The 16,332-nt window shown below is 52.2% G+C and carries 17 protein-coding genes; all 17 read left to right on the top strand.

Translation table 11 applies throughout. The features are described from left to right. Positions 1-2 precede the first annotated feature (2 nt). A complete protein-coding gene (gene mraY, locus ACX93W_RS06455) occupies positions 3-959 on the top strand; it encodes a phospho-N-acetylmuramoyl-pentapeptide-transferase (protein ID WP_459391475.1) in 957 nt (318 codons plus the stop codon). A 111-nt stretch (positions 960-1,070) separates the two neighbouring features. Next, a complete protein-coding gene (murD, locus tag ACX93W_RS06450; protein ID WP_459391474.1) occupies positions 1,071-2,576 on the top strand; it encodes a UDP-N-acetylmuramoyl-L-alanine--D-glutamate ligase in 1,506 nt (501 codons plus the stop codon). 46 nt (positions 2,577-2,622) lie between these two features. Further along, positions 2,623-3,720 carry a stage V sporulation protein E gene (gene spoVE, locus ACX93W_RS06445; protein WP_459391473.1) on the top strand — a complete coding sequence of 366 codons (1,098 nt, stop codon included), beginning with the start codon at positions 2,623-2,625 and terminating at the stop codon, positions 3,718-3,720. A gap of 373 nt (positions 3,721-4,093) precedes the next feature. Then, complete coding sequence (murA, locus tag ACX93W_RS06440) at positions 4,094-5,362, top strand: UDP-N-acetylglucosamine 1-carboxyvinyltransferase (protein WP_459391472.1); 1,269 nt, start codon at positions 4,094-4,096, stop codon at positions 5,360-5,362. A 94-nt stretch (positions 5,363-5,456) separates the two neighbouring features. Further along, a complete protein-coding gene (locus ACX93W_RS06435; RefSeq protein WP_459391471.1) occupies positions 5,457-6,212 on the top strand; it encodes a cell division protein FtsQ/DivIB in 756 nt (251 codons plus the stop codon). A 261-nt stretch (positions 6,213-6,473) separates the two neighbouring features. Then, positions 6,474-7,715: a cell division protein FtsA gene (ftsA, locus tag ACX93W_RS06430; protein ID WP_459391470.1), complete on the top strand. Its 1,242-nt coding sequence runs from the start codon at positions 6,474-6,476 to the stop codon at positions 7,713-7,715. A gap of 17 nt (positions 7,716-7,732) precedes the next feature. After that, a complete protein-coding gene (gene ftsZ, locus ACX93W_RS06425) occupies positions 7,733-8,857 on the top strand; it encodes a cell division protein FtsZ (protein WP_459391469.1) in 1,125 nt (374 codons plus the stop codon). A 188-nt stretch (positions 8,858-9,045) separates the two neighbouring features. Then, a complete protein-coding gene (spoIIGA, locus tag ACX93W_RS06420; protein WP_459391468.1) occupies positions 9,046-9,963 on the top strand; it encodes a sigma-E processing peptidase SpoIIGA in 918 nt (305 codons plus the stop codon). A gap of 40 nt (positions 9,964-10,003) precedes the next feature. Continuing rightward, positions 10,004-10,726 (top strand): RNA polymerase sporulation sigma factor SigE, encoded by a 723-nt coding sequence (sigE, locus tag ACX93W_RS06415; RefSeq protein WP_068684208.1) that lies wholly within the window; start codon positions 10,004-10,006, stop codon positions 10,724-10,726. A 147-nt stretch (positions 10,727-10,873) separates the two neighbouring features. Beyond that, the gene (gene sigG / locus ACX93W_RS06410; protein WP_459392020.1) at positions 10,874-11,656 is read left to right on the top strand and encodes an RNA polymerase sporulation sigma factor SigG; all 783 of its coding nucleotides are present in this window, start codon (positions 10,874-10,876) and stop codon (positions 11,654-11,656) included. 271 nt (positions 11,657-11,927) lie between these two features. Then, a complete protein-coding gene (locus ACX93W_RS06405; RefSeq protein WP_459391467.1) occupies positions 11,928-12,203 on the top strand; it encodes a YlmC/YmxH family sporulation protein in 276 nt (91 codons plus the stop codon). Positions 12,204-12,339: 136 nt separating this feature from the next. Beyond that, positions 12,340-13,209 (top strand): peptidoglycan editing factor PgeF, encoded by an 870-nt coding sequence (pgeF, locus tag ACX93W_RS06400; protein ID WP_459391466.1) that lies wholly within the window; start codon positions 12,340-12,342, stop codon positions 13,207-13,209. 5 nt (positions 13,210-13,214) lie between these two features. Further along, positions 13,215-13,928, top strand: a complete 714-nt coding sequence (locus ACX93W_RS06395) for a YggS family pyridoxal phosphate-dependent enzyme (RefSeq protein ID WP_459391465.1) — start codon at positions 13,215-13,217, stop codon at positions 13,926-13,928. 3 nt (positions 13,929-13,931) lie between these two features. After that, positions 13,932-14,402, top strand: a complete 471-nt coding sequence (locus tag ACX93W_RS06390) for a cell division protein SepF (RefSeq protein ID WP_459391464.1) — start codon at positions 13,932-13,934, stop codon at positions 14,400-14,402. 7 nt (positions 14,403-14,409) lie between these two features. Next, positions 14,410-14,688, top strand: a complete 279-nt coding sequence (locus ACX93W_RS06385; RefSeq protein ID WP_459391463.1) for a YggT family protein — start codon at positions 14,410-14,412, stop codon at positions 14,686-14,688. A gap of 11 nt (positions 14,689-14,699) precedes the next feature. Further along, complete coding sequence (locus ACX93W_RS06380; protein ID WP_459391462.1) at positions 14,700-15,482, top strand: YlmH family RNA-binding protein; 783 nt, start codon at positions 14,700-14,702, stop codon at positions 15,480-15,482. A 270-nt stretch (positions 15,483-15,752) separates the two neighbouring features. Beyond that, positions 15,753-16,250 carry a DivIVA domain-containing protein gene (locus tag ACX93W_RS06375; RefSeq protein ID WP_459391461.1) on the top strand — a complete coding sequence of 166 codons (498 nt, stop codon included), beginning with the start codon at positions 15,753-15,755 and terminating at the stop codon, positions 16,248-16,250. The last annotated feature ends 82 nt before the right edge of the window (positions 16,251-16,332 follow it).

Here is a 16,332-nt window from a genome sequence, read left to right as displayed (position 1 = left end):
AAATGGATATGATGGTTATCCTGTTTTCTGCGGGAACAGCGTTCCTGCTGGCCGTTTTGTTAGGCCCTCTGTTTATTCCCTTGCTGCGCAGGCTAAAGTTCGGTCAACAGATTCGTGAAGAAGGACCTCAAAGCCATTTGAAGAAAAGCGGCACGCCAACGATGGGCGGCATAATCATCATGATCGCCATGCTGGTGGCGTTTCTTCGTTTCTCGGACAAAACCCCGGAGTTTTGGGTGCTGCTAACGGCTTCCTTCGGTTTCGGACTGGTCGGATTTCTTGACGATTACATCAAAATCGTATTCAAACGTTCACTGGGCCTTACAGCCAAGCAAAAGCTGGCTGGACAGCTGATCTTTTCTCTGATCGTCTGCGCTTTGCTCTATAATATGGGCCATAGCACGGTCATTTCGGTCCCTGGCACGGAATGGGGCTTCGATATGGGCTGGTTTTATTATCCCTTCGTTGTGATCATTCTGTTTGGGGCGAGCAACGCCGTCAACTTCACAGACGGCCTTGACGGCTTGCTGGCGGGCACCAGCGCAATCGCGTTTGGAGCTTTTGCGGTCATCGCCCTTCAACTGCTTTCCCATGAGTCTGCGGTGTTCTCCGCGGCGATGGTTGGAGCGGTGCTCGGCTTTTTGGTCTATAACGCGCATCCCGCCAAGGTGTTTATGGGCGATATGGGTTCGCTTGGCATCGGTGGCGGCATTGCCGCGGTGGCAATTTTGACCAAAACGGAGCTTTTGCTTATTGTGATTGGCGGCGTATTCGTTATGGAGATGCTGTCCGTCATTTTGCAGGTGGGCTCCTTCAAGCTGAGAGGTAAACGTATTTTCAAAATGAGTCCGATTCACCATCATTTCGAGCTGGTGGGCTGGTCGGAGTGGAAGGTCGTTACGGTTTTCTGGAGCGTGGGTTTGCTGCTGGCGGCCCTCGGCCTGCTCCTCGCGCTTTAAAGGTAGTTCAAAAATTTCGCTTTCCATTACGGGGCATGACTGGCGTCATGGCCGGCGTCGAATATGGCATTCAGCCGAAATAGCATATGCATATCAGAAAGGGATGTCGTCATGAGTCACTCATCAACCTACAAAGGCCGCAAGGTCGTCGTCCTGGGATTGGCCAGAAGCGGGTTCAGCGTAGCCAACGCACTTTCGAGCATGGGGGCCGAAGTTGTGGTCAACGACCTCAAGGAGCGGCACCTGTGTCCCGAAGCCGAGGAGCTTGAGCAAGCCGGAATAACTGTCATATTGGGCCACCATCCCGACGATCTCATCGATTCGGATACATCGCTGCTGGTCAAAAATCCTGGTATACCCTACTCCGCCCCTCCAGTTAAACGAGCGCAAGAGCTTGGCGTCGACATCGTAACGGAGGTGGAAATCGCCTATCAGCTATCCTCTGCGCCCATTATCGGCATTACTGGCTCTAACGGCAAAACAACAACAACATCAATGGTTGGACATTTGCTTGAGACGGCCGGGGTTTCCAATATTGTTGCAGGGAACATTGGAGTGCCCCTATGCGATGTGGCGGCTATTACGGAATTTAATGATTGGAAATGGATTGTTGCCGAACTCAGCAGCTTCCAGCTTAAAGGGACTGTTACGTTTAAACCGAAGGTGGCCCTGCTTCTCAATATTGCGGAGACGCATCTTGACTATCACGGAGACATGGAGGACTATGTTGCTTCCAAGCTTAAGCTGTTTGCCAATCAGGATGGAGAGGATTACGCTGTGCTGAATTGGGACGACCCTGTTTGCCGCAAGGCGGCGGAGGGCTTAACGTCCACTTTGCTTCCGTTCTCACTGTACAAAAGGCTTTCCACCGGCGTCTATGTCGAGCCTCCTTACGTAAAAGGAGTCGTGCCTGGCAAGTCGGGACAAGAAGAGCCGGAGCGTCATATCGTATATCGGGCTCCTGCTTCCGCCGGAGCAGCCGCAACATCCCAGGCCCAAAAGGGCAGCAAGGCGCAGGCTGGCGAAGAAGCGCAGCCGGTTTTGATCGCGGCTGTTAGCGAGCTTGGCGTACCCGGCATCCACAACACGGCTAACGCGATGGCTGCCGCGGCGGCCTGCTTGGCAGCCGGCGTTCCGTCCGAGCTGCTTGCGGAACCTCTGCGCACCTTTAAGGCGGTGGAGCATCGTCTGGAGTTTGTTTGCGAGAAACATGGCGTAGAGTACTACAACGATTCCAAAGCAACCAATTCAACAGCGACAACCATGTCCGTTCAATCGCTGAAAAAGCCGATTGTGCTTATTGCGGGCGGATTGGACAGGGGCTCCGACTACATGGACCTGCTGCCGCTGTTCCGCGGTCTGAAGGGCTTGGTTGCCCTGGGACAAACCAGAGCTAAGCTGGAGAAGGTGGCGGAGCTGGCGGGTTTAACGTCGGTCAAAACGGTGAACGATGAAAGTGACGCCGAAAGCGCGCTGCGCGAAGCCGTCGGGCTTGCCGCCTCCATGGCGGAGCCGGGCGACATCGTTTTGCTCTCTCCCGCCTGCGCAAGCTGGGATATGTTTAAATCCTATGAGCAGAGAGGGATCATTTTTAAGCAATCGGCGCATACCTTGTAAGTAGGGGGCTTGTCCCTACTTCAGCAGGATAAGAGGTGTGTCCGTTATGGCCAAGGCCCGTTCGGCTCCGGATATTTGGCTGCTCGCAGCCATTGGACTTATATTGTCAATCGGTTTGGTTATGGTTTACAGCGCCAGCGCCGTGCTGGCGTTCCATGAATTCGGCGACCGCTACTATTACGTCAAGCGCCAGCTGCTGTTCGCCGGTCTTGGCGCCGGGGCGCTGTTTCTGACGATGAATTATCATTATTCCGTCTGGAGAAGATGGGCGCCGTTTGCGCTGCTTGCCTGCTTCGGGCTTCTTGTGCTTGTGCTTATTCCCGGCGTTGGCGTTGTGCGCGGCGGCGCGAGAAGCTGGCTGGGCATTAGCTCCTTTGGCATTCAGCCTTCCGAATTTATGAAGCTGGCGATGATTCTGTTTCTTTCAAAATGGTTATCAGAGAAACAGGGAGATATTACGAGCTTTACGCGAGGCCTTCTTCCGCCGCTTGGTCTTGTCGGTCTGGCATTCGGCCTTATCATGCTGCAGCCCGATCTCGGCACCGGAGCGGTTATGGTAGGCGCTTCGCTTATTCTCATCTTCACCGCCGGCGCAAGAATCGCTCATCTGGGCGGTCTCGCCCTTGTTGGCGTGGCCGGTCTGGTCGGCCTGATTTTGGCGGCGCCTTACCGGCTTCAGCGCATCACCTCCTTTTTGGACCCATGGTCCGACCCGCTCGGCGGCGGCTATCAAATTATCCAGTCGCTGTTTGCGATTGGTCCAGGCGGCCTGGTAGGGCTTGGACTTGGGATGAGCAGACAGAAGTTCAGCTATTTGCCGGAGCCGCAAACCGACTTTATCTTTTCCATATTGGCGGAGGAGCTCGGTTTCCTTGGAGGCTCTATGCTGATTCTGCTGTTTTTGGTTGTCATCTGGCGCGGCATTCGCGCGGCGATTTTTGCTCCGGATACCTTTGGCAGCTTGTTGGCCGTTGGCATTACGGGCATTATTGGCGTTCAGGTGTTAATCAATATCGGCGTCGTGATTGGCATGATGCCGGTCACAGGCATTACGCTGCCGCTGGTCAGCTACGGCGGCTCGTCCTTGACGCTGCTGCTGACTGCGCTGGGCATCCTGCTGAATATATCGCGATACTCCAGATAGGGAGAGTCGGCGCCCATGGGCGATTGTCACATAACTCTCCGGCAGGGCATAGGATACATTATATTCGTGACCGCCATCCCGGCTCTGCAGTTGCGGGAGCTGTTCTTTTTTCAAGCTATTGGCATTGAGCGGTCCGGAGTTCGCGGGGGATTCCGGGCCGGTCAGCGGGCTGTCGCCGCAACGCCAATAACCAGGGATGTGACGCGCCGCGCATTTTTGTTACACGTATGCTGATTTTCTGCTGGAAACAGGAGAGTTGGTGAGGTACTCGCCCTCATGGCCCATATCCAAAAGCACCGTCGAGCCGTCTTTCGGAATCACGCTGGTGCCGGAAGTATTGGCGGTGGGCGAGCGGTAATTCGGAGGTGATACATTGGATAAATTGGTGATTGAAGGCGGGAAACCACTCTCAGGAACCATAGCGATCCAAGGAGCAAAAAATGCCGCTTTGCCGATTCTGGCCGCCAGTCTGCTGGCGGAAGGCGCGACGACACTTGAACGCGTGCCCCATTTGCTGGATATCGATGTGATGCTGAACATTTTGCGCGAACTGGGTTGCAGAGCGGAGCATTCGGACGGAAAAGTGACGCTGGACACATCGTCGCTTCATACTTCCCATGTGCCGGAATCGTTAATGAAACAGATGCGCTCCTCCATTTTTCTGATGGGGCCGCTTCTGTCGCGGTTTGGCGAAGCGCAGGTTTATTTGCCCGGCGGCTGCGCCATCGGGGAGCGGAAGATCGACCTGCACCTGCAGGGACTTAAAGATCTTGGCGCTGAGATCGAGGAGACCGGCAACAAGATTATTTGCCGCGCCGATAAGCTGACCGGCTGCGATATCCATCTGGCGTTTCCTAGCGTGGGGGCGACGGAAAACATTATGATGGCAGCCGTTTTGGCGGAAGGACGGACAACAATCAGCAATGCGGCGCGCGAGCCGGAGATTGTGGATTTGCAGTCATTCCTTATTGAGATGGGCGCAAAAATAATTGGGGCGGGCACGGATACGATTACAGTGGAAGGCGTAAAGTCTCTGACGCCTTGCAAGTACGGCATTATTCCGGATCGCATCGTTGCGGGCACCATTATGGTTGCTGCCGCGGCGACACGCGGCGTTGTGACGCTGCTGGATACGCAGCCGTCCCATTTATCGTCGCTTATCCACGTTCTGCGCCGCGCAGGTGTTCAAATCTCAATCGACGGTGATATAATAAAAGTCGATGGGGCGGCAAGACCAAGGGCCGTTGAGAGGATTGTAACCTCGCCGTATCCCGCCTTTCCGACCGATCTGCAATCGCAGGTCATGGTGCTGCTGGCTTTGGCGGACGGCGTCAGCATCATGAAGGAAACGATATTCGAAGGGCGGCTCAAGCATGTCGATGAATTGTCGCGCATGGGAGCCGATATCCGCGTCGACATGAATGCGGCCTTTATTCGAGGCGTATCCAGGCTCTACGGCGCCACTGTGGAAGCGACGGACCTGCGGGCGGGCGCGGCGCTTGTCATTGCCGGCTTGGCGGCACAGGGGCGTACGGTGGTAGAGCAGGTGCATCATATCGACCGCGGCTACGACCGCATCGAAGAGATGCTGAGGCGGCTCGGAGCAACGATTTCAAGGTATTCGCCCGTTCCTAATAATTAATCATATGAAATGAATGATAGAAACATTCGGCTTCCTCTTGCGTATTCATTAGGGCAGGAAGAAGCCGCTGTTTTGAGGAGATGATGGACAAGCTGTGAACACCCAAATGCCTGTACTGAGAGAACCGGAACGCAAGCGGAAGGGCAACAAGAAACTGCTTGCGGTTTTGCTTCTGCTGTTTGCGGCTTTGCTTGCTGTGCTTTTTTTCAATTCCTCTATCAGTAAAATATCGGAAATCCAAATATCGGGCAATCAATACGCGACCGCAGCCCAAATTGCGGGAGTGATTCCGGTTGCCAAAGGAGACGCTTTTTTCCAAACCTCGTCAAGCTCTATCGGGGATGCGGTCAAGGGGCTTCCTCAGGTTAAAGATGTAAAGGTTTCCAAAATTTTTCCTGGCGTTGTGAAAATTACGGTAACCGAACATCCCGTGGTTGCTTTCGAGATCACGACGGATGGCGTGCTGGCGGCACTGCTGGCAAGCGGCACGAGCGTCGCGGCGCCCAAGGACGGTGCCGGCCTGATGAACAAGCCGGTGCTGACCGGTTGGGAGGAAGAAGATCCCGTCAAGCTGGAGCTTACCAAGCAGCTGGCGCTTATTCCGGAAAAGCAGCTTTCGGATTTATCCGAAATATCGCCTATTCCGTCCAAGGCTTATCCCGACCGGATCCGAATGTTTACGAGGACCAAATTTGAGGTCGTAACGGCCGTGTCCGTGCTGCCCGAAAAAATCGAAGCGTTAAATGCGGTTATTGAAACGCAGGAGCCTGGCAAAATTACGATGCTTCTGGCAGATACGTATGTGCCTTTTGCCGGAGAAGAGGGAGAAAATGTGGAATCTGGGTCCTAAGTGACTACTTTTCCTCTTAAAACAATGTTAAAATCTTATGTACTACAATTTCGCACTTGCAATTTATCTGCCTGAAAATGCGTATAAACCGCGTAACGGCGCAGGACAAGCTTCCTCTCGACATTTTCTGAAACATTTCTGAAAAAAATGTTGAAACAAAAAAGAGGGAAATAATTAAGCACGTTGAATATGTAGATAGACTTGAGAGACCGCGACTATATAAACGCACTTATTATTTTTAAGAAACGGAGGTGCCGCGGGTTGAGCAGCAATGACATCATCGTTAGTTTGGACATCGGTACATCCAAGGTTCGAGCTATTATTGGCGAAATGAATGACGGAGCCATTAATATTATTGGAGTTGGATCTGCCGACTCAGAGGGTATACGCAAGGGAGCAATTGTTGATATTGACCAGACCGTCAAGTCGATTCGCAGCGCTGTGGAGCATGCGGAACGGATGGTCGGCATTCAAATATCGGACGTTTATGTCGGTATTCAAGGCAATCATATTGGCCTGCAAACCAACCATGGCGTCGTTGCCGTATCCAATGAGGACCGGGAAATCGGCGAAGAGGACATTGAACGGGTCCTGCAAGCCGCCAAGGTGGTTGCACTGCCGCCGGAGCGGGAAATTATCAATCTGGTGCCTAAGCAATATCTGGTTGACGGACTGGAAGGCATTTCGGATCCAAGGGGCATGATCGGCGTTCGCCTTGAGGTGGAAGCTACGATTGTCACAGGAGCAAAAACAGCGATTCATAATTTGATGCGCTGCGTGGAAAAAGCGGGTCTGCGTATTTCCGGCGTCATTCTTTTGTCGCTGGCTTCGGGCATGATGTCGCTTACGAAGGACGAGCGGAGCATCGGAACGGTGCTGGCGGATATCGGAGCCGGTTCCTGCACAATAGCGGTCTTCGAGCAGGGAGGCCTGGTAGCTGTGTCCAGCCTGCCGATTGGCGGGGAGTTCGTTACGAACGATATTGCGTACGGCTTGCGTACGCAAACGGAGCATGCAGAAAAGTTCAAATTGAAATATGGCTGCGCTAGCGCGGCCGATGCGGCGGACGACGTCAAATTCAAAGTGATGCGCATGGGCACCAATATGGAGAAAGAGTTTACGCAGCGCGATCTCGCAAGCATCATCGAGCCGCGCATGCAGGAAATTTTCCAATTGATTCGCCAGGAAGTGCGCAGGCTGGGCTACGGCGATAAAGTCAACGGCTATGTGCTGACAGGCGGCGCGGCTGCCCTGCCGGGCACGGTCGCGCTTGCCCAGGCGGAGCTTGAATCGTCTGTCCGCGTCGCATTGCCCGACTACATCGGGGTGAAGGATTCCGCATACAGCAGCGGGGTTGGCATGATTCAATACGTATCGAAATTTATGGGAGTAAAAGGTGCCGGCGCCATGAAGAAAGCTTCAAGCCGCAAGGCGAGTTCTCCAGCCACATCCAAACCCGGTATGTTTGAGCGAATCAAAAATATGTTTAATGAATTTATTTGACTGGGGGACACAAGACGATGTTGGAATTCGACTTGGAGCTTGAACAGCTTGCACAAATAAAAGTAATTGGCGTTGGCGGCGGCGGCAGCAATGCCGTCAACCGAATGATTGAAAATGGAGTAAAAGGCGTAGAATTTATTACGGTGAATACCGATGCCCAGGCGTTAAACCTGGCAAAATCGGAGCATAAGCTGCAAATCGGCGACAAGCTGACCCGCGGTCTTGGCGCAGGCGCCAACCCGGAGGTCGGACATAAAGCGGCTGAGGAATCCCGCGAGCAAATTATGAATCAGCTCAAAGGCTCCGATATGGTTTTCGTAACGGCGGGCATGGGCGGCGGCACAGGCACGGGAGCGGCTCCGGTTATCGCCGAAATCGCTCGTGAATGCGGTGCATTGACGGTTGGCGTTGTTACGCGCCCGTTTACCTTCGAAGGCCGCAAGCGTTCCAGCCAAGCGGAGCATGGCATTGAAGCCTTGAAGGAAAAGGTAGATACGCTGATCGTCATTCCGAATGACCGTCTTCTCGAGATCGTCGACAAAAAGACGCCAATGCTGGAAGCGTTCCGCGAGGCGGACAATGTTCTTCGTCAGGCCGTTCAGGGCATTTCCGATTTGATTGCCGAACCGGCCCTTATCAACCTTGACTTTGCGGACGTCAAAACGATTATGACGGAGCGCGGCTCCGCGTTGATGGGCATTGGCGTTGCTACCGGCGAAAATCGCGCAGCGGAGGCGGCTCGCAAAGCGATCATGAGCCCGCTTCTGGAAACGTCGATTGACGGCGCTCGCGGCGTTATCATGAACATTACGGGCGGCAGCAACTTGTCCCTGTATGAAGTCAACGAAGCGGCGGAAATTGTCATATCGGCATCCGATCAGGAAGTCAATATGATTTTTGGCGCCAGGATCGAAGAAGACATGAAGGATGAAATCAAGGTGACCGTTATCGCCACTGGTTTTGAAGCCAAGTCGGCCGCTCCTGCCGCTCCTGTGCGCAGAAGCCCGGGCCAGCCCGTTGAGCAGCAGGATTCGAGGCAATCCGCAAGCAATGCTAACGTCAAGCCTTTTGGCGCTGGCGTATCCAGCGATCAGCTGGAAATTCCTGCTTTCCTTCGCAAGCAACCGCGCAGCGATCGCTAATAAACAATGACCTAACGCTCTCCGCAATTATGCGGAGGGCGTTTTTTTTGTGCCTCCTCGACAAAAAAAGAGGCCCTTAGCCGTCATGAATAGACAGACTTTGAAATAGGATTACCCTATACTAGTCTCAATCGTTCTCCCGTGCCGAATGATGCCCGGTGTTACCCCAGACCGAGGAAGGACTAAACATGGCCATTTATATTGACATCTTGTTTTTGCGAGAGCTGCTCGTAGACGGAGCTGTGCTGCTGACAACGGCATGGGTCAGAAATTTGCGCCCCAACAAGTGGCGAATTTTAGTTGCTGCCGCATTTGGCGCGAGCTACGTCGTGCTTACCTTGTTTCCCCAGTTGTCTTTTTTGTTTTCGCTTGGAATCAAGGTTCTTTTTTCGCTCTTTATGCTCTGGATTGCATTCGGATTTCGTTCGCTGCAGCATTTTGCGGCAATAACGGCAGCATTCTATTGCGTCAATTTTGTCGCGGCCGGAGCGATTATCGGACTTTATTATTTGACCATGCAAGGCTCGGGGGAAATGTGGAGAACGATTACATTGGTCAGCGGGAGCGTAACTGCGGAATTCAAGATGGGCCTTTTTTATTTGGTCGCGGCTTTTCTCATCGGCTTATACCTGTTCCGTTCCGTCCTGAGAGGAAAGCGGGAAAAGGAACTGGTGCAGCAGCATATCGCCGAGGTGACCGTTGTGATCGGCTCTGCAACCTGCACATGCAGGGGATTGATCGACACGGGCAATCAGCTGTACGATCCGCTTACGCGCACGCCGGTTATGGTGATGGAGGCATCAAAATGGGAGAACGAATTGCCGCCCGCTTGGCTGAAGGGAATCCGCGACAGCCAGGTTGACCGCTTGATCGCGGGATTGGATTCAGAACCTTTTGCATGGCAAGACCGGCTGAGGCTGGTTCCGTTCCGGGGCATCAATCGCGGCTCGCAGTTCATGCTGGCGGTCAAGCCGGATTTCGTTGAGATCAATCGCGATGGACAAGTTTATGAAACAAGCAAGGTGCTTATCGGTTTGGACGGCGGCAAGCTTGCTGCAGACGGTGCTTATCAAGCGATTATCCATCCGTCAATGGTACAGCAGTAACAGAAGAATCCGCACAATTCATCGGGGAGGGATGGGCCTAATGCTCGTCAAGTATAAGCTCGTACTGCAGTTGTATTACTATCGTGTTTTATTTTTGTTTGGGCTGAAAAGCGAGGAACTCTACTATATTGGCGGCAGCGAGGCGCTTCCGCCGCCGCTGACCCGCGAGGAAGAGGAATATTTGCTGGAGAAGCTTCCCTCCGGCGATGCCGCAATCCGCGCGATGCTGATCGAACGGAATTTGCGGCTGGTTGTTTACATTGCCCGAAAGTTTGAAAACACGGGTATTCATATCGAAGATCTTGTATCGATCGGCGCAATCGGCCTGATCAAGGCGGTTAATACTTTTGATCCCGAAAAAAAAATCAAGCTGGCTACCTATGCGTCACGATGCATTGAAAATGAAATTTTGATGTATTTGCGCCGCAATAGCAAAACGCGTACGGAGGTTTCTTTTGACGAACCGCTGAACATTGACTGGGATGGCAACGAGCTGCTTCTTTCGGATGTATTGGGCACCGAAAACGACACCATCTACCGAAACATCGAGGAGCAGGTGGATCGCAAGCTGCTTCACAAGGCGCTCGACAAGCTCTCGGAACGGGAGCGGATTATCATGGAACTTCGTTTTGGCCTTGCGGACGGAGAGGAAAAAACGCAAAAGGATGTTGCGGATATGCTGGGCATTTCGCAGTCTTACATTTCGCGGCTCGAGAAGCGAATTATCAAGCGTTTGCGCAAGGAATTCAACAAAATGGTCTAATTGAGAGCGCAATTTGACAGGGACGGCTGTCATGCGCTATGACGCTAAAATAGAATCCGATGGTTGTCGCAAGGTTCAGCCAAAGGAATAAAATGAGGACCCGGGGAGATAATGTAGATTAATGTTTCTCCTTGGGAGGTAATGATGTTGACCCGAAACAAAGTCGAGATCTGTGGAGTGGATACTGCGAAGCTGCCTGTTCTGACCAATGTCGAAATGCGAGAGCTGTTTACAGCGCTGCAGACGCGGAAGGAATGGACGGCGAGAGAAAAATTAGTCAACGGGAATCTACGGCTTGTGCTAAGCGTTATCCAGCGGTTCAACAACAGGGGAGAGTTTGTGGACGACCTGTTCCAGGTTGGCTGCATCGGACTCATGAAGGCGATCGATAATTTCGACCTTGGCCAAAATGTCAAATTTTCCACCTATGCCGTACCGATGATCATCGGCGAAATTCGCCGTTACTTAAGGGACAATAACCCCATTCGGGTTTCGCGAAGCCTGCGGGATATCGCCTACAAGGCGCTTCAGGTGCGAGATAGCTTGACCAACCGCAATTCGCGCGAGCCGACGATTTTTGAAATATCGGAAGCGTTAAATGTGCCGAAAGAGGATGTCGTTTTTGCGCTGGATGCGATTCAGGATCCCGTTTCCTTGTTTGAGCCTATCTATCATGACGGCGGCGACCCCATCTATGTGATGGACCAAATTAGCGATGACCGGAACAAGGATGTTTCCTGGATAGAAGAGATTGCCCTTCGGGAAGCGATGCAAAAGCTGAACGACAGAGAAAAAATGATTCTGTCCATGCGTTTTTTTGAAGGCAAAACCCAGATGGAGGTTGCCGACGAAATCGGCATTTCCCAAGCCCAGGTATCCAGGCTCGAGAAATCTGCGATCGGCCAGATGCAGAAGCATGTCAAAACCTGAGTGCATTGACCCGTTATGAGGCTGATCCAAGAGCCGATCAACATCCTCAACATCCATCAACAGCTAATCAGGCTGCGTGCACTCCAAAACTCAAGTGTTGCCTAAAGGAAGGCCATTGCTGCGTTATGTTTGCGCGGCAGTGGTCTTTTTTTTCTCGTATGCTCCTTTTTGCGGCTCGTTTTTTGTGCGAGGGGACATTTTGGGCGGACGGCTCATATACTAATACAAACTTGCGGAGGCCAATCTCCGGCGGAAACGAAGGTGAGCCGTTATGAAGATATCCGATTTTCAAACCAAAGACGTCATTAATATCGTGGACGGTAAAAAGCTGGGGCATATTAGCGATCTTGAGCTGGATTTAAGGCAGGGACGCATTGATTCCATCGTAGTGCCGCAATTTACAAAAGTATTTGGTTTGTTCGGCAGCAACGGCACCGAAATCGTCATTCCTTGGCGGAACATCGTGAAGATCGGAGCGGACGTCGTGCTGGTCAGAATGGAGGAGACAAAAGCTCTGCGAAGCGACGACGAGGATTTTCACGGTTAAAGCTAGAGAACAAGCTAAAAAACATGTCAAAAAGAATAATACGGAATCCGCTCCCATTTGCAAGTTGACGTTTGGATTGAGTACACTTTAATCAGATCTGGGCTTGATTAGATTTATTGCTAGACGGAGGGGAACTATGGAACCGTTTCAATTAGAGGATGGAATAAAGGAGAATGAAGGGCCTCAGAACGCCGCCCTTTTTTTATTGAATGGCTGGATGGAGCAATATCAAGGACTCAGCGCTGGTTTTACGGGCAGACATGGAGGCGTTAGCCGAGAGCCGTGGCATACATTAAATCTGGGGCTGCATGTAGGGGATGAGGACAGCGATGTCATCAAAAACAGACAGCTGGTCGCGGAAGGGCTGGGCTGGAGCTTTGACGCCTGGACCTGCGGGGAGCAGGTTCATGGCTCCAGAGCGGTCAAGGTGACGTCTGAGGAGCGAGGCAAGGGCAGATTCTCCTTGCAAGATACGCTGCTTGGCTGCGATGCCATTGTAACGGATGTAAAGGGCGTGCTGCTGACGTCCCTGTATGCGGATTGTGTTCCGCTTTATTTTTACGATCCTGTTAAAGAAGCCATCGGACTTGCCCATGCGGGCTGGCGCGGCACGGCGGGCGCGATTGCGCAGAGCACCATCGATTTGATGGCAAGGGAATTCGGTTCTTCTCCCGGGGACATGATAGCGGCGGTAGGGCCGGCGATTGGAGCTTGCTGTTATGAAGTGGACGGACCGGTTATTGAACAAATGTCCAAGCTGATCGAAGGGATGGAGCTTGATACGCAATCTGCCCATGAAGCCATGGAGCTTGCCCCAAATGGGAAAGCAAGGCTGAACTTGAAAGAAATAAACCGACAGATTATGATAAAAGCAGGAATTTTGCCGAGCCGTATCGAATTAAGCAAGTGGTGCACCGGCTGCAGGTGCGATTTGTTTTACTCCCACCGGACGGAGGGAGGCAAAACGGGACGTATGGCCAGTTTTCTAGGCATGGCGGAAAGGTGAAGTTGATGAAATCGATTGAAGAGCATATTCAGGACGTTGAATCCAGGATTGAAGCTGCATGCCAGCGTTCCGGGAGACGGCGGGAGGACGTTCATGTCATTGCGGTAACCAAATATGTATCGCTGGAGCGGGCGCGCGAAGCATTCCAAGGCGGGCTGCGGCATCTTGGCGAAAACCGCTGGCAGGACGCAAAAAACAAATGGGTTGCGATGAATGGCGGGGACGATGTGGCCGGGGATAAACCCGTGTGGCATTTTATCGGCTCGCTGCAATCCAATAAGGCTAAGGACGTCATAGGCAAATTTACATACATTCACTCCCTGGACAGGCTGTCGCTTGCGGAAGCTATCCACAGAAGCGCGTCCGCATTGCAACTGGAGGTCCCTTGTTTTATTCAGGTGAATGTATCGGGCGAAGCCTCCAAGCAAGGAATTGAACCGCAGGAGCTGCTGCCTTTTCTGGACACCTTGCAGGCTTTTCCTTCCATCAAGCCGATCGGATTGATGACAATGGCTCCTTACGAGGCTGAGCCTGAGGAAACAAGACCGGTATTCCGGGCGCTGCGGGAGTTGCTGCAGGAAGCTCAACAAAAATCTCCTTTTGGAAATGAACTGATTCATTTGTCTATGGGGATGTCTAATGATTTTGAAGTAGCGATAGAGGAAGGTGCGACCTGGGTAAGATTGGGTACCATTCTGGTTGGAAAAGAGGAGGAATGAGTTATGGGCCTGATGAACAAATTTATGAACTTTTTCGGTTTGCAGGAAGAAGAGGAAATTATCGAACGTGAGCGCGTTCAGACGACGGATGAGCAAGAAGCTGAAACCTCGCCCTTCGAAGCCCGTAGAAACTCTTCGAAGAACAACGCCATAAACAGCGGCGGCAATGTGGTCAGCATCCATTCGCAAAAAAATACGCGCGTGGTGCTCAGTGAGCCGCGTTCTTATGACGAGGCGCAGGAAATTGCGGATCATTTGAGAAACCGCAGAGCTGTAATCGTCAATTTGCAAAGAGTCCGCAGCGATTTGGCCTTGCGGATTGTTGATTTCCTGAGCGGGACAGTGTACGCTTTAAACGGCAGCATTTCCAAGCTTGGCCCCAATATCTTTCTGTGTACGCCTGATTCGGTTGAAATACAAGGCACCATTACGGAAATGTTGGCAGAGGAGATCGATTACAACAAAATGAGGTGACCTTGGGTTGGAACTGTTTATTTTGAATTTTGTAGCAACTGCTTTGGAGATTTACCGGTATCTGATTTTTGGTTACGTGCTTCTATCCTGGTTCCCCAATGCGCGTGAAAGCTTTGTCGGCCAACTGCTCGGCCGGATCGTGGAGCCGTATGTCGGCATCTTCCGCAAGTTTATTCCTCCTATCGGCGGCGTAATCGACTTGTCGCCAATTGTTGCCTTGCTGGCGCTTCATTTTATTTCGCTAGGCATTGGTTCCGTACTTCGTTTCCTGTTTGGCTTGGTGTAAGGTAGCGGAAAATGAAAACGGCCATTTACCAGCATTTTCACCCCGACGAAAAACCGTTTGTCGACAGAGCTTTGGAATGGCTGGAACGGTCCGCCCGGCTGCATGAGCTGAAGCGGACCGATTTTTTGGACCCCAGACAAGCTCATATCTTGAGCACGCTGGCTGCGCGCAACCTTGACGCTGCGCTAAAGCTGGACGGTGGATATCAGGAAGCGGAACGGAAGCGTGCGTTGATCGCTCCCGACTATTATAATCTGGATGGCGAATCCGCCTGCATTGCCGTTCTTCGCGTGGAGGCTCCCGGCGGCGCCGGACTGGATCTGGATCATGGCGACTTTTTGGGCGCGTTGCTGGGACTCGGCATTAAGCGAGACCGGATCGGCGATATCCATGTCCATGAGGCGTTTGCTCATGTTGTTGTATGCGAAGAGATTGTGGACTACCTCAATGTGCATCTTCGCCAGGTTCACCGTTCCTCCGTGCTGACGGATGTGCTGCCGTTAACCGAACTTATGCCTGTTCCACAGACATTGGAGGAAATAGGACTGTCGGTTGCTTCCATGCGACTCGACGGCATTGCCAGCGATGTGTACCGGATCAGCAGAACCAAAATCGTGGAGCCGATCCGAGCGGGACGATGCAGGGTGAACTGGAAAACGGAAGAAGACCCGTCTCAGCAATTGCATGAAGGCGATGTCGTATCCATTAAAGGCCTTGGCCGTTTTAAAGTAATCGAGGTTGACGGTATTACCAAAAAGGGCAGGGTCAGGGTAAAAATCGGCAGATATGTGTAGTGTCAAAAGCCAAACGGCAGTGGTTCAACCACCGCGGTTTGGCTTTTTTTTTGCAAGAAATGCCGCGTCTGCTTGTCGAGTAAAGGTGATGAAATAAACTTTTATCGGCAATATGTCGGAAATAATGGCTTTTGCGCATAAATTGTTTTGCGGTACAGCAGGAAAAAGGGATGGCGCTGTCGAATCTCTACTTTCAGAAAGCTGGCGGCGTATAGCGAGCGGAGCAGTGATCGCCTGCCCAGAGACAATTTGTGATTAGGAGGTGCGCCAATGCCGCTTACGCCATTGGACATACATAACAAGGAATTTTCTCGGAGATTGCGCGGTTATGACGAGGATGAAGTGAATGAGTTTTTGGATCAGGTCATTAAGGATTATGAGTCGCTCATTCGTGAAAATAAAGAACTCCAGAACGGAATGCTGGGGCTTCAGGAGAGACTGAACCATTTCTCCAACATCGAAGAAACGTTGAGCAAAACAATAATCGTAGCCCAGGAAGCCGCCGACGAGGTGCGAAACAACGCCAAGAAGGAAGCGCAGCTTATTATCAAGGAAGCAGAAAAAAATGCCGACCGGATTGTAAACGAATCGTTGAACAAATCCCGTAAGGTCGCGCTTGAGGTCGAGGAATTGAAAAAGCAAGCATCCATCTACCGCGCGCGTTTCCGGACGCTGGTGGAAGCTCAGCTTGAGCTTTTGTCCCAGGATGGCTGGGACTCGCTGGATTCACAAGGCCGCGAGGCTGACCGCGAATTGCTTAGGGGTTAAGCTGACTTCTGCAAATTCCGGCTTTTGCCTGATGGAACTGCCCGATTGTCAATACATCCGCAAGAGGCGTTTGACAAGAGGC

It is taken from the genome of Paenibacillus sp. CAU 1782, from assembly GCF_054551715.1.
Note: the sequence above shows the minus strand (reverse complement) of the source record. Positions and strands in the feature narration are given on the sequence as shown.

What these genes read in the sequence shown, in the direction of transcription:
- mraY (WP_459391475.1), top strand. Translation starts at nt 3, where the DNA reads ATGGATATGATGGTTATCCTGTTTTCTGCGGGAACAGCGTTCCTGCTG.
- murD (WP_459391474.1), top strand. Translation starts at nt 1,071, where the DNA reads ATGAGTCACTCATCAACCTACAAAGGCCGCAAGGTCGTCGTCCTGGGA.
- spoVE (WP_459391473.1), top strand. Translation starts at nt 2,623, where the DNA reads ATGGCCAAGGCCCGTTCGGCTCCGGATATTTGGCTGCTCGCAGCCATT.
- ftsZ (WP_459391469.1), top strand. Translation starts at nt 7,733, where the DNA reads ATGTTGGAATTCGACTTGGAGCTTGAACAGCTTGCACAAATAAAAGTA.
- spoIIGA (WP_459391468.1), top strand. Translation starts at nt 9,046, where the DNA reads ATGGCCATTTATATTGACATCTTGTTTTTGCGAGAGCTGCTCGTAGAC.
- sigE (WP_068684208.1), top strand. Translation starts at nt 10,004, where the DNA reads ATGCTCGTCAAGTATAAGCTCGTACTGCAGTTGTATTACTATCGTGTT.
- ACX93W_RS06405 (WP_459391467.1), top strand. Translation starts at nt 11,928, where the DNA reads ATGAAGATATCCGATTTTCAAACCAAAGACGTCATTAATATCGTGGAC.
- pgeF (WP_459391466.1), top strand. Translation starts at nt 12,340, where the DNA reads ATGGAACCGTTTCAATTAGAGGATGGAATAAAGGAGAATGAAGGGCCT.
- ACX93W_RS06395 (WP_459391465.1), top strand. Translation starts at nt 13,215, where the DNA reads ATGAAATCGATTGAAGAGCATATTCAGGACGTTGAATCCAGGATTGAA.
- ACX93W_RS06390 (WP_459391464.1), top strand. Translation starts at nt 13,932, where the DNA reads ATGGGCCTGATGAACAAATTTATGAACTTTTTCGGTTTGCAGGAAGAA.
- ACX93W_RS06380 (WP_459391462.1), top strand. Translation starts at nt 14,700, where the DNA reads ATGAAAACGGCCATTTACCAGCATTTTCACCCCGACGAAAAACCGTTT.
- ACX93W_RS06375 (WP_459391461.1), top strand. Translation starts at nt 15,753, where the DNA reads ATGCCGCTTACGCCATTGGACATACATAACAAGGAATTTTCTCGGAGA.